The 12860-nt window shown below is 36.0% G+C and carries 17 protein-coding genes; 6 read left to right on the plus strand and 11 right to left on the minus strand.

Annotated features, from left to right (window positions below; all coding sequences use genetic code 11):
* Positions 1 to 17: 17 nt before the first annotated feature.
* From ASF92_RS18715 to ASF92_RS18730, 4 genes are read right to left on the minus strand one after another with little or no spacing between them, the layout of a single operon-like run.
* On the minus strand, positions 18 to 401 hold the full coding sequence (locus ASF92_RS18715) for a DUF3037 domain-containing protein (RefSeq protein ID WP_056096925.1): 384 nt from the start codon (positions 399 to 401) through the stop codon (positions 18 to 20).
* Positions 379 to 1170 (minus strand): HipA family kinase, encoded by a 792-nt coding sequence (locus tag ASF92_RS18720; RefSeq protein ID WP_056096928.1) that lies wholly within the window; start codon positions 1168 to 1170, stop codon positions 379 to 381. The genes ASF92_RS18715 and ASF92_RS18720 overlap by 23 nt, the downstream gene beginning before the upstream one ends.
* A gap of 57 nt (positions 1171 to 1227) precedes the next feature.
* Positions 1228 to 1746: a hypothetical protein gene (locus tag ASF92_RS18725; RefSeq protein ID WP_056096931.1), complete on the minus strand. Its 519-nt coding sequence runs from the start codon at positions 1744 to 1746 to the stop codon at positions 1228 to 1230.
* 51 nt (positions 1747 to 1797) lie between these two features.
* Positions 1798 to 1995: a hypothetical protein gene (locus tag ASF92_RS18730; protein WP_056097163.1), complete on the minus strand. Its 198-nt coding sequence runs from the start codon at positions 1993 to 1995 to the stop codon at positions 1798 to 1800.
* A gap of 133 nt (positions 1996 to 2128) precedes the next feature.
* Here ASF92_RS18730 and ASF92_RS18735 point away from each other — a divergent pair, with 133 nt between their 5' ends.
* Genes ASF92_RS18735 through ASF92_RS18745 form a run of 3 tightly spaced genes read left to right on the plus strand, consistent with a single transcriptional unit; the run spans position 2129 to position 3457 of the window.
* Positions 2129 to 2506: a hypothetical protein gene (locus ASF92_RS18735; protein ID WP_056096934.1), complete on the plus strand. Its 378-nt coding sequence runs from the start codon at positions 2129 to 2131 to the stop codon at positions 2504 to 2506.
* A 9-nt stretch (positions 2507 to 2515) separates the two neighbouring features.
* The gene (locus ASF92_RS18740) at positions 2516 to 2719 is read left to right on the plus strand and encodes a KTSC domain-containing protein (RefSeq protein WP_056096938.1); all 204 of its coding nucleotides are present in this window, start codon (positions 2516 to 2518) and stop codon (positions 2717 to 2719) included.
* Positions 2720 to 3457, plus strand: a complete 738-nt coding sequence (locus ASF92_RS18745; protein ID WP_056096943.1) for a DNA-formamidopyrimidine glycosylase family protein — start codon at positions 2720 to 2722, stop codon at positions 3455 to 3457. It begins immediately after the preceding gene.
* A 117-nt stretch (positions 3458 to 3574) separates the two neighbouring features.
* On the opposite strand, the gene idi is transcribed toward ASF92_RS18745, so the two are convergent.
* From idi to ASF92_RS18760, 3 genes are read right to left on the minus strand one after another with little or no spacing between them, the layout of a single operon-like run.
* On the minus strand, positions 3575 to 4096 hold the full coding sequence (gene idi, locus ASF92_RS18750; RefSeq protein ID WP_056096946.1) for an isopentenyl-diphosphate Delta-isomerase: 522 nt from the start codon (positions 4094 to 4096) through the stop codon (positions 3575 to 3577).
* Positions 4097 to 4113: 17 nt separating this feature from the next.
* Positions 4114 to 4950, minus strand: coding sequence for a phytoene/squalene synthase family protein (locus ASF92_RS18755; RefSeq protein ID WP_056096950.1), 837 nt, complete (start codon positions 4948 to 4950; stop codon positions 4114 to 4116).
* Positions 4947 to 5840, minus strand: a complete 894-nt coding sequence (locus tag ASF92_RS18760) for a MerR family transcriptional regulator (protein ID WP_056096953.1) — start codon at positions 5838 to 5840, stop codon at positions 4947 to 4949. Before ASF92_RS18760 ends, ASF92_RS18755 begins: the two co-directional genes overlap by 4 nt.
* Positions 5841 to 6221: 381 nt before the next feature.
* Between ASF92_RS18760 and ASF92_RS18765 the strand changes: the two genes are divergently transcribed.
* A complete protein-coding gene (locus tag ASF92_RS18765) occupies positions 6222 to 6959 on the plus strand; it encodes a LytTR family DNA-binding domain-containing protein (protein WP_056096957.1) in 738 nt (245 codons plus the stop codon).
* Between the two features lie 32 nt (positions 6960 to 6991).
* Here ASF92_RS18765 and ASF92_RS18770 read toward each other — a convergent pair whose 3' ends face one another.
* The gene (locus ASF92_RS18770) at positions 6992 to 9694 is read right to left on the minus strand and encodes a PQQ-dependent sugar dehydrogenase (protein ID WP_056096960.1); all 2703 of its coding nucleotides are present in this window, start codon (positions 9692 to 9694) and stop codon (positions 6992 to 6994) included.
* Between the two features lie 191 nt (positions 9695 to 9885).
* Between ASF92_RS18770 and ASF92_RS18775 the strand changes: the two genes are divergently transcribed.
* Positions 9886 to 10236, plus strand: a complete 351-nt coding sequence (locus tag ASF92_RS18775) for a hypothetical protein (protein ID WP_056096964.1) — start codon at positions 9886 to 9888, stop codon at positions 10234 to 10236.
* A gap of 125 nt (positions 10237 to 10361) precedes the next feature.
* Here the strand turns inward: ASF92_RS18775 and ASF92_RS18780 are convergent, their stop codons facing one another.
* A complete protein-coding gene (locus tag ASF92_RS18780; protein WP_056096967.1) occupies positions 10362 to 10835 on the minus strand; it encodes a DUF6265 family protein in 474 nt (157 codons plus the stop codon).
* A 60-nt stretch (positions 10836 to 10895) separates the two neighbouring features.
* Positions 10896 to 11699 carry a helix-turn-helix domain-containing protein gene (locus ASF92_RS18785; protein WP_056096970.1) on the minus strand — a complete coding sequence of 268 codons (804 nt, stop codon included), beginning with the start codon at positions 11697 to 11699 and terminating at the stop codon, positions 10896 to 10898.
* A gap of 60 nt (positions 11700 to 11759) precedes the next feature.
* Here ASF92_RS18785 and ASF92_RS18790 point away from each other — a divergent pair, with 60 nt between their 5' ends.
* Positions 11760 to 12017 (plus strand): hypothetical protein, encoded by a 258-nt coding sequence (locus ASF92_RS18790; RefSeq protein ID WP_056096973.1) that lies wholly within the window; start codon positions 11760 to 11762, stop codon positions 12015 to 12017.
* A 147-nt stretch (positions 12018 to 12164) separates the two neighbouring features.
* Here ASF92_RS18790 and ASF92_RS18795 read toward each other — a convergent pair whose 3' ends face one another.
* Positions 12165 to 12815 carry a DUF3667 domain-containing protein gene (locus ASF92_RS18795; protein ID WP_231729863.1) on the minus strand — a complete coding sequence of 217 codons (651 nt, stop codon included), beginning with the start codon at positions 12813 to 12815 and terminating at the stop codon, positions 12165 to 12167.
* Positions 12816 to 12860: the final 45 nt, after the last annotated feature.

Genomic DNA, 12860 nt, shown 5'->3' on the forward strand with positions numbered 1-12860 from the left:
GATTGGAATATAAATGATTACAACACCAGTTGTTGGTGTAGCTTTAAGAGGGTTTCTTCTGCATCAATGCAAAACCCGGGGTGAACTTTTGAGCATTGAACAACCGTACTCCTGGTTGCCGTTAACCAGCGAAATCGCGAGGCCATGTCGTACTGACCGATTGTCCCCGAACCTTCAGTACCAGCGCTAATTCGCTCAAAAGCCAGAAGATTTTCTTTGATTTCTTCAATATCCAATGTAGCAGCAAAAGCAGTTATCCTGTTTATATCAAGTGAAAAAATACTGCGTAAAAATTTTTGTTTGGCGCAATAAAGTACAATACCAACATTAAGAAATTCTTCACGTTCTACCCTTGGCATAATGCGAATTACAGCATATTCAAATAAGTGTTTCTCTTGCATGCTGTGCTTCTTTTAAAAAAATAGCTGAATGTGCCAATCTTGTTTCCAAAAACTTTATATAGGCCTGACGGTGTTCTTCATTTGTTTTAAAAACATTTTCTCCTTCTAACCAAACGTCAGGAATTAAGGAAACAATTGAATGAATGTGTTCGGGCTTTAAAATGGAACGAAACGCTTGGTCTACCTCTTCTAAATCACCTGCCCAGGGCAACAACACATGATCTTTGATCAAAACAAAAGGTCGTTTGGCTTGCTCCTCCCAATTTTGCCATGAATGATGGAAATACAAAGATGCACCATGGTCTATCAACCACAATTCTTTATACCATAAAAGCATGTTTGTATTGCGACAGGTCCTGTCCATATTCGTCAGAAAACAATCTAACCAAACAATCTGTGATGCCAGTTTAGAATCAACTTTAGTTACCGTAGCATCAAAAGTTATTGCGCCGGATAGATAATGTAGTGCCAGGTTTAAGCCGACACTGGCTTTCAACAAATCCTGAATTTCTTCATCAGGTTCTGTTCTGCCAAAAGCTTCATCCAAATTTGCAAAAACAAGTTCAGGAACCCTTAAACCTAAAATTCGTGCTATTTCACCGCCAATTAGCTCGGCAATCAGCGCCCTTGGGCCCTGCCCCGCCCCGCGAAACTTCAATACATATAAGAACCCATCATCAGCTTCAGCAATGGCTGGCATGGATCCGCCCTCTCTCAAAGGTGTAACGTAGCGGGTTACGTTAACGGTTCTCAGTTGAATATCATTCATAAGTTGTGAGGGCAAATTTAAAAGAATTATGCCATATAATCTGAAGAGAATAATGAACTAAGCTTTTCGCTTCAATTCAATAAAATTTACTATGGCCCTTTGAAAATAAATTAAGAATAATCCAATTAATATCTTTCCGATACTAAGAATAATAAAGCCTTGATTCTGATTTATCTGTCCAGCTGACATCATCCGCTCCAATTGTATGTAATTGAAAACATGGTTACATAGATTTGGAATTTCTGAAACAAATAAAAATCCGCCTGTAACGATTATCCCAATACTCAAAATGCTTGAGCGGTGCAGGGTCATAGAAAACTCTTCTTCTTCGAAACCGCTGTCGAGGTTGAAAATACCAATGATAGCCTGTGTTTTAAAAAGTAATAAATAAGGCACTAAAAAATTGATAAAAATAATAACGAGGTAAGAAATATAAGCGGTTGACAGATCAGAGAACCCGCTATTAAAGGAGATGGCGAGTCCGCTATAAACTTTAAATAGTACTGTAAAAATATCCTTTACAAGAAATATTCCAATAACTTTAAGAATAATTGAAAATAAACTACGAGGCGACATATTATTAGATTTAATCAAATTTATAATAAATCGCGAGTAAATAGCAGGATATTAAAATGATTCGTAGTTATGCAAAAAATTCATTCCTTCGGGCGTGATTGATGAAGACCACTGGACCGACTCACGATTGATTTTAATATAACCTAAATTTTCGAGCTCTTCATATTGCTCATCCATTCCACCCAGTATAGCGGAATTTACTTGTTGGTTAATAACCTCTAGTAGCGATTTTATTTCCTCTCGTTCCATAACTAAATTCTTTTTTGTAAGAACAAGTATTAGTGAATAAAGTTTTTGAAAGGCAGTTAGCAATTCGATTACATATATCAGAAAAAACCTTTGCCTATTTTTTCGGTTATAACTGTAATCCATCATCTTAAAAATGAATGCACACGTTTATTATTTGTTTATCCTGGCAATACCTGTAGCTTGCATCGCGTGGACGGTTACTAAAGAAGAAATCTTTCGGGAGGCGAGGGAATTTTGCGTCGAAAAATCAAAAAACTGTAACAGACTGATTAAAAGAAAGTTTTTTTATGTTTTTACATGCGAATACTGTTTCAGCCATTACGTTACTGTGTTGCTTTTAATTATTACAAAGTATACTTTGATATATCCGGATTGGAGAGGATACCTGATCGCCGGCTTTTCGATGGTGTGGATTGCCAATATTTATATGAGTTTGTATAATATTATCAGAATCGATTTGAAGAAAGAAAAGATAAGAGCTGAAAAAGAAGAATCTGAGTTAAAGAAATAAACGATTGCTATGCCATCTACAGTTATAAAACATTTTAGCTATGATGAAGCGTCCGGATCTTTAAAGATAACTTTCGTTACGGGTATGGTTTACAAATACAATAAAGTACCTAAAAAAACATTTGAAATGCTCAAGGCTGCCGGCTCTAAGGGAAGATATTTCAACTATTACATAAAAGATAAATATTCATTCGAAAAAGTAGAAGAAGTTTAAATGCCAGAAGGTCCATCGATAGTTATTTTAAAAGAGCTGATACAAGAACTTCACTTGAAAAATGAAGAAATTTTGGAAGTTTCCGGAAATGTCAAAACCATTGATAAAGATGTGCTGCTTCACAAGAAAATAAAGGATTTTAAAACCTGGGGAAAACACTTCCTTATTCTTTTTGATGATTTTACGGTTAGGATCCATTTATTAATGTTTGGCACCTATCTATTTGATGGGGAAAAGTCGACGCCCTTAAAACTCGGATTAACTTTTAAGAACCATCAGGTTAATTTTTACACCTGCGATATCAGATTAATCGAGGGCAGCATTAATAAGGCATATGATTTTACAGCCGATATTATGGCAGATGAATGGAAGCCATCTAAGGCCTTAAAAAAACTGGCCGACCTGCCCGATGCGCTTATCTGTGATGAGTTACTGAACCAGGAAATATTTGCAGGATCTGGCAATATTATAAAAAACGAAGTTTTATACCGGTCAAACATCCACCCGCTTAACAAGATAAAAGATATTCCCCTAATCAAGCTTAAATTCCTCGTTGAAGAAGTTAGACGTTACGGTTTTGATTTTTTAAAATGGAAAAAAGCAGGAACGCTTAAAAAGCATTGGCAAGTATACTCAAAAAAAGAATGCCCGTTGAAGCACAGGCTTGAGAAACAAAATTTTGGAAGATTAAAAAGATCATGTTTCTATTGTGAACATTGTCAGAATAAATACGCATAAATCAAATAAAGGTCATGAAAATTCAAAAAATTCTTTTTTTATCAAAATGAACTTTATATTTGTCTCGAGAGCGTTAATTTAGATGCGGGTGTACGACGAAAGTTGTATGCCCGTTTTTTATTTAGATGGTTTTTTTGCCTCTATAACCTTTTCAATACATATTTTAAGCCAGGGCGTATAGAGGTGTGGGTTCCGCTTTATATCTTCCTCCAATAGGGTTAAATTCATATATCTATAAGATTCAACTTCTTCTTTATTTATTTCAGGCAGCTGATCAGAAGTACCGAAAAAAACATGGTCCAATTCATGTTCAATTAAACCATCAGGAAACTCTGCTTTATAAATAAAATTAAACCCATACGATAAAAGACAGTTCATTCCCATTTCCTCATTTAGCCTGCGTTTAGCCGCTGCCTCGTTACTTTCTCCAGACCGGGGATGACTGCAACAGGTATTCGTCCACAAGCCGCCGGAGTGGTATTTGCTTATCGACCTTTGCTGCAACAACAGTTCATTTTCAGAATTAAATACAAAAACCGAAAACGCACGATGTAGTCTCCCTTTCCTATGTGCTTCCATTTTTTCCATCTGCCCGATGGGCTTGTCATTTTCATCCACAAGGATAACTTGTTCAATCATCGTATAAAATAGCTAACCTATATTGAATTTAATTTGTGCCGGATCATTGAATCGAACATAAGTCCGATTTTACGGTGATTTGGAATTCGAATCCGTTCATTCATAATTCTTTCGGCAGTTAAACTTTTAATTTTAGTAAACAGTTTTTTATAATATATATATGAAAGATAAACCCCATTTCGGGAAGATCGAGGCAACATCTTAATGCCAACGAGTGCCTGCTCAAACTCAAGCTCTATTTCAATTTCGATTTCCTTCTTTTGGCGGTCGCAAAATGCATTAAGGTTTACATTTGGAAAATAACTTCTGTTGAGCGCCTGATTATCTGCTTTCAAATCACGTAGAAAATTAACCTTCTGAAATGCAGAGCCTAACTTCATTGCAAAAGGTTTCAACCGTTCGTACTCGATCGAATCACCATTTGCAAACACTTTTAAACACATCAAACCAACAACTTCCGCAGAGCCTAAAATATAAGTATCGTACAATTCCGGTGTATAATGTTTATGCTCCAAATCCATTTCCATACTGTTCAAAAACAAATGGATTAACCGCTGGTCTATCTGATATTTGTTTACTATATTTTGAAATGAATTTAATATTGGGTTTAAGCTAATACCCGAATTAATTGCCTCAAATGTATCTTCTTTAAACTTTCTTAAAAGATATTCTTTGTTGAAATTATGGAAGCTATCCACAATTTCATCAGCCAGGCGAACGAAACCGTATATAGCATAGATAGGTAGGCGCAATTCTTTGTTGAGAAAATAGATTCCAAAGGAAAAGCTGGTACTATACCTTTTCGTCGTTATTTTGCTACATTCTGCTGATAAATTGTCAAATATCTCTTTCATGAAGTAATTGGATTTTGGATTATTTGTTCAAATTCTTCCAGAGAATAAAAACAGTTGAAATTTGAGGGTAGCGATAATTGTTCGATTAAATACCTGTTGCCAGCAAGATTTACTTTTAAAGTAGAACAGGCTTTTTGCAAATCATCTATATATTTTTGAGTGGCCTTTTTTGGCCTCAGGTTAATTAAAAATAAAAGCACATTATCTATTTTATTTTCTTGCAAAGCTCTTTCAATTGATTTTAAGGGAACTTTTGACCCTAAAAAAATTACATCTCTATTGTTGGCTCTCAAAAGATAATGGGCGAACAATAATCCAACATCATGGTCTTCATCTTCAGGTAAGAAAAGCAACCAGGTTTCTTTCCCCTTTTTTATTAAGGGAAGCTTGTCGATTGAGGCGAAGATTTTTCTTCTTAAAATATTGGTCAAAAAATGTTCCTGAGCGGGGCATATATCGTCTTTACGCCACATTAAACCGAGCCTGACTAAAAGCGGATAAATAACGTTACGATAGCACTCTGAAATACCAAATCGATTAATGCATGAGGTCAATAATTTATCGAAGTTGTATTCATTGTAGCTGATACCAAACTTGACAAGTTGTGTAATGTAGTAATCAAATTTAGAAAAAACTGCATCAACAGCCAACTGTTTATCTAACAATAATTCAAATTCAGATTCAGATAAACTACAAATTTTTGATATTTTTAATCCGGATTGATTCAGGCTTACAATATTTAAAAGTTTCTTCAAATCATCATCGTCATAAAGACGTGTGTTCCCTTCCGTTCTAACCGGTTTTAATGCATTATACCTTTGCTCCCACATGCGTATCGTATGCGAATGAATCCCTGAAAGTTGCTCAAGCTTAGCTATGGAGTAAAACATTTGTCTAAATATATCAAATTAAAATTTAAACAAAACTAGATTCAATAAGTTTGTGACAGAATCAGATAATTTATTCCTTTGAGTGCTGTTTATTACAAAAAAGAACACTTAACGTGTAAAGAAAATTAAGGAGGGTTTAACATTAAACAGACAGTTTCGTCATAAATAATAACTAACAGACAAAATCGTTATAATGACATGGTAAATCGATTTTATAGAAAAGAATTGTCAAATTATTGCATAAAAGCGTTCCATTAAAAGGATAATATTTAAATTAATTTTACTTTTATATAAATGAATGATATATTTTATTTGAAAAACACCCTTTCAATATATGTTATTTAGATAAAAATTTAAATTAAACCCTCGAAACCAAAAAAAATGCCTATTAATTGTATTGCGATAGATGATGATCTAATTTCCCTGGAAGGCCTTAATTCCTATTTATCAGTTTTACCTGATTTACAATTAATTAAAAGCTTTACAGATCCTATCCGTGCTTTGACTGACATATCTGATTCAGACAAAGTAGATATAATCTTTATGGATATAGAAATGCCGACGCTTTCCGGTATAGAGCTTGCCACGTTATTAAGGCAAAAAACGAAACATTTAATTTTCACTACTGCGCATTCCAAATACGCACTCGATGCTTTCGGCGTTAATGCAGATGCTTATTTGCTGAAGCCTTATACCATGCTTCATTTTACAGAAACAATCAACAATCTTTATCCGAACGAGAAATCAAACATTATTCCTGCTGAAAGTGATTTTTTATCGGTTTTACTACATGATGAGCCTGAAAAACTGGCTAATGTAGCATATGACAATCTAATTGTCATGGAGCAGATAAATGATATGGTTTGCTTTAGAGTTCTAAATCACAATTATATCAGTTTTAAGGTAAACTTTCGTAAAATGCTTAGTTTGCTTAGAAACCATACGCTGTTCATTCAGGTAAATACAAATGCAATTATTTCAAAATTGCACATCAAAAGTTTCTCAGGCGACCAAATTGTTCTGACAGATGGAATATCCGTTCATCTTGCCAATAAATACAAGGAGTCGTTCCTTTCATTTCTAAAAGAAAACCTTTTAAAAAACAATTTTAACAACTAAGGTCTTTCAAAATGAGCAACAATTCCTTGCGCTCATTTTGATTCCATGATGATGGCATTAAGTAAAATGCCACTTTGGTCATGCTGTTTGCCTGATTTAAAAATAATAAACACGTTATGAAATTTACCATCGGAGATGTTTTCAATTGTAAAAATTGATTTTCCTGTCATCTCTTTTCCCAATAATTTACCGTTAATATTATCTAATCTGATTTCGATTTTGTAATCATTTTGAGTGGGCAACACTGATGCATCAATCTTGATGGATGTTATAGAAGTTAAATCAATTGACTCTAATTTTAACCAACCGACATTATCTACAAGTTTAAGCTGACCTTCGTTTTGGAGCTTAAAGCCAGAAAATTCTTTTATATCAGCAACGTTAACCAGGTTACTTTTTAAATTATATGTAGTGGTGGTGGTTAAAGGCGACAAACCTTTTGCACCCAAATCAGAATAACTCGCTTTCAAAGTTAAAACAGGTTTATTTTGATTAACGGTATTTGGGGGGATAATTTTACCAGCGCTAGGTAATGATGGAATTGAATTCTCTTTTCCGGATAAGCTCATTACCCATTCAACAATCTGCTTAACTTCATAATCTTTCATTGCCGGATGTGCCGGCATAGGTACTTCTCCCCAAACCCCGCTGCTGCCTTTGATAATCTTTGATGCCAGGTATTCAGTCGCCTTGGGTACATTCTTATATTTTGCAGATACCTTTTCAAATGCGGGGCCGATGGAAGCTTCCGAAACTTTATGACAAGTACTGCAATCAGATTTCATCATTAATGACTTACCGGTTAATGTTTGCGCAACTTGTTGGTGACCCATTTGCGCACCTGCCAAATCTCTGCCTGTGGTATAAGTGTTTGATACATAAATTCTCTCTTTATCTACTTTAGCACCTTTATCTGACACCAAAACCTGGTAATTAACTGGTTTTCCGGGAAAATAAAAGGACTTGTTACCTGCAATCAAAATATCGATTTTAGGGTGTTCATTGCCAGCAAAAACAGTTACCGCAGCACTTTTTGCACTTGCTCTATCCGCATCAACAACTTGTACACTGACAGGGTAAGCGCCGGTTTTTGAAAATGTATATTGTATTTCCGGAACAGTTGTTGTTTTCTTTATGCCATTTCCTAGGTTCCATATATAAGTTAGTTTATCGCCATCCGAATCGATGGCTTTGACTTTAGCCGTCATTTTATAAGGAAGCCGGCCACTAGGTTTATCGATTTTTAAATCGGTAATCATCGGAGGGCGGTTCCCTTTTAAATAATCAACTCTTGAAATTCCAGCATCAGGGTTCTTAGAAAACCAACCTTTGCCATATTCCAGAACATAAATTTTACCATCAGGCCCCAACTCCATATCAATGGGCGCAGAAAAAGACAAATTAGACAAAATCGATTCCATCGCTATATAATCGCCGTTTGGCGACATCGTAACCGCTTTGACCCACCCCCTGACCCATTCGTAAATTATAAGTTTCCCATTATAATAATCTGGATACGGCGACACCCCCGGTTTATTGTATAAAACTGGTCCCGTCATCGCAGTTCTGCCGCCAGAACCTACCTGAGGAAATTCTTTTGATTCATCATAAGGATACCATATAAATGCCGGATTAGCCGCCGGAATCTTTCCTAGGCCCGTATTATTAGGGGAATTGTTTATTGGATTTTGGGGATCGAAAGCCGCACCATTTTTCCCATCTGTATAATCATATGCTTTGTAGGGGTAGTTATTGCCGATAACATAAGGCCAGCCAAAGTTACCCGCCTTCCTCGCCTGGTTTACTTCGTCATATCCTTTCGGACCACGTAATGCATCATCTTTGGCGGCGTCGGGGCCAACTTCCCCCCAGTATAAAAAACCGTTTTTTTGATCCACTGAAATACGATATGGGTTTCGATTTCCCATTACATAAATTTCCGGCCGAGTTTTTTCAGTTCCTTTTGGAAACAAATTTCCTTCCGGAATTGTATATGTGCCATTGTCTTCCACCTTTATTCTAAGTATCTTTCCTCTTAGGTCGTTGGTATTTCCGGCTGATCTTCTCGCATCATATTGCTCCAAGCCCGGCCTGTTATCCAGGGGTGCATAACCTTTATTAACGAATTCCTTTTTTGGCACGTCAAATGGTGTTGAATTGTCACCCGTAGAAATGTACAATAAACCATCCGGTCCAAATGCCAAAGAACCACCGGTGTGGCAACAGATTTCTCGCTGCGAATAAAACTCCAGAATAACTTTCTCGGACGACATGCTTAGCATATCATTTACCATTTTAAATCTCGACAATCTGTTAACAGATTTACCAACTGGACTATAAAAAATATACACATATTGATTCGAAGCGTATTTTGGATCGATTGTTAAGCCTAACAGCCCTTCTTCAGCGTTAACATTTGGATTGCTTGTTTTGAAATACACATCCAATTTGGCTGCCTCAATCAGCTTTTTTGATTGGTTTTTGTATAACATGAGCTCCCCTCTGCGCTGCGCAACCAGTATGTCTAGATTTGGTAAAACAGCCATTTCTGTTGGTTCTGTAAATTGGCCCTGAAGTAGATTAACCTTTACAAACCTATTTTGGGCGGGTGTATCTATTTTCAGTTTGCTATTTTGGTTTTCGGGAAATTTATCACTTACAGAATTATTACTGAACAGCGTCGACAAGACAAAGGTAAACGCAATTCCGGAAAAGAACATTGAGGAGATTTTCATTTTGGCCAGGTAATTTATCGGATAAATATAACTAATGTTTTAAATCGGACTAAATTTCCGGCTAAAAGTTAGGGTAATATTATTGTTGGTAAATGAATTTTGTTACAATTATTTCGTAAAAATACCACCTAACATTTATCTTTGTATTGAATCGACTTAGTCAACGTTTAAGTTTCATTAGTTATCCCTAAATGAAAAAAATATTTCTTTTAACCTGCTTTGCTGTTACAAGCTTTTTTGCAAAAAGTCAGACTTTAATATTAGCAAAAGATGCACCCTCCTATATTGGAAAATCAGTTACAATTTGCGATTCTGTCTATGGTACGAAATCATTAGAAAAGATAAACCTTATCAATCTGGGCGGAAATTATCCAAAAGAACTATTGACTGTTGTTATCAATAAAGAAGACATTAGCAAATTTTCTTCGGAACCGGCGAGCATGTACATTGGAAATAAAATTTGCGTAACAGGAACCGTTTCTGAATTCAAAGGAAAATTTCAGATAATTGTTACAGAACCAAAGCAGATTATCGTAAAATAGGCCTTTTTGTCTTTTAACAGCTTTCCAATATTCAGCCTTACGTTTCGTTCGTAAATAGGGCTCTGCAAGCTAGATTAATTAAGCGTATTCTTAATTCCGAGATGAACATACGGACAAAGCGACTATTACTTTAAACCCGTTTTTACGAAATCATAATCGATACTTTGACCGCCGCCGGAAATGACCGCTTTAACGTTATTACCCTTCTTTGTGTAGGTTATTTTCTTTGGAAAATCATGTTGAGCATTTTCGCAGGTAAAGCTTTTATTGGTTAATGCTGTGAGCTTGAAATATACCGGTTTTTTATCAGTAGGAATCATTACCGTATAATATATTTCATTATCCTTTATAATGAATTCGAGGTTTTCTACAAAGATCGTTTCTTTTCCTTTAAGCGTGACACCTTTTCCAACCAACTTGTTATCAGCCATTTTCGACCAGGTTTCATATCCAGACTCTCCTTGCTTGGCGTTGGCACGGTTCCATTTACCAGAAAGCCAGTTTAATTTTTTGAATTTTTGCGTGGCAGTCTCTTGAGCAGAAGCCACTGAAGCTAGAAAGAATACGGGAATCAAAAGAAATAATATGTGAACTTTCATATGTTTTTTTTTCCAAATATAACCAGTGGAGGGGACGCTGGATTGTACAAAACCGACAGGCTAACTTTTCTTCATTAGAAAAAAATTAGCCATATTCGCTTCTTCAAAAAAATAAGAAGAAGGATCTTCTCCTGTAAAAGCTTTGAAATTGCGAATAAAATGAGACTGGTCATAATAACCTGATTTATAAATGATTTCTGTCCAGCTGTTTTTTCCAGATTTTATCAATTCGAAAATGTAGTTGAATTTGATGATGCGCGAATAATATTTCGGGGAAAGGCCAACGTACTTTTTGAATAGCCTTTCCAGTTGTCGCTCACTTACTCCGGCGGTAGCTACCAGTTCAGATACTGGCGACATCCCATTTGAATTAAAAACAAGTTCCAATACCTGTTCTAACGGATTTTGACCTGCTGCTTTGGAAAGCTGGATAAAGTGGTTGTCCAATGTCATTTTAAGCTGCGCAATGCCCTGAAATGGCAATACAATATTTTTTAACCCACTAAATATAGCGTTAGGAATTGTATCAAGGTCGACTATCTTATCGAGGTACAGTTCCATATTGAGGCCATATAACTGTGTCAATGCAGCAGGCTTAAGTTTGATGGCGCAAGAACCGGTTAAACCCGTATTCTCCAGGTAAAAATAGCTACTGATCTGCCCAGCCAATAAATTCGGGCTCTGGAGGTACCAGTTTCCATCAGTTTTCGCTTTGTAGACGTCTCTGTAATTGAAAATAAGTTCTGTAAATCCATCAGGAATTATTTTTTCTATTTTGGGGGTTCTATTCTCACTTTGCATCATCCAATAGCACTCGATCAGGTGCGAAATGCTGGGATCAGGTTCTAATCTGGTGAATGTCATGATCTAAAATATGAAATAGATTGAAGACCTAAGAAATAATGTACGGTTAACACCGGATATTTGTCCATTGAAGACCCTCATCACATTAATGTTGATTACAATCCTTGGCAACAAATTGACAGGTTCAATTCTGAAGAACCGTTTCCCAAACGACAAAAATCAGATCCATCATCCATAGTAAGTTTGGCGAGCGATTTGGGAGATAACGTATATGCTGTTCAAAAGGTATGCAGCTCCATCGCTCAGGAACCAGTTGTTTTGGCGGCATCGGGTCCGGATTTTGCGGATCGATATGGCGCCTGCATTAAAATGTGTTAAAAACAAGCAAATCTCGATGGGCATTCCTATAAACAACTATTAACCGCAATCTCTGACCGCCAAATTTTATCACTTAGCTGATCCACGACAGTCGTTTAGTTGTAAACCTTGGGACACCTAAAAAAATATACCCTGTAATTTAACAGCTTAATGTTTCAACAGATTATCAATTATACCGCCAGTGATTAATACGAGCAAACTAACAACCAGTGTGCCGAGCAAATAGGCAACAAAAACCTTCACATAAGAGGCTATTTTTTTTCCGTCATAAAACTGACCTATTGCCCATGTTAGGTATATAACCGCTACAATGCCCCCTATTTGTAACGTTTTAATATGCGTTATTCCTTCAATGAAGCCAAAAATCGCTAGTATCAGCATAGACATGCCAACAACAAAGCAAAGAAGAATGAGCAATTCAAAGATATTGTAATCATACTTTCTGAAAAAAAGTTTCATCCAAAGCGCAATAAATATCCCCATTATAATATTTGCATAACCATAATGTGCCTGTATCCATTTAAACATCGCACTGGCGGTAGACTGCAAATTATCGTCCATGTAATTTATATAGCCATCCTCTAAATGAAAGAAACCGACCACTACAGAATAAAAAAGAGAGGTGAGGATAATAAAGATGATGGGCTTCACTAACCTGCTTCTATTTTCGGAAAGGTAATTTTTAACGTTTTTGCCCGGATTGGTAATCAATTCTCTTACCGTATACAAAAATCCGCGTTCGAAATGTAGCACATGCTCTATTTCGTGCATAAGATAATGACCATCTATTCTCTTCATCTTTGAAGGATGGCCACAATCGGGACAGTATTTTGAATTTACCGG

The sequence above is a fragment of the Pedobacter sp. Leaf176 genome, from assembly GCF_001424305.1.
In the GTDB taxonomy this organism is placed as follows: Bacteria; Bacteroidota; Bacteroidia; order Sphingobacteriales; family Sphingobacteriaceae; genus Pedobacter.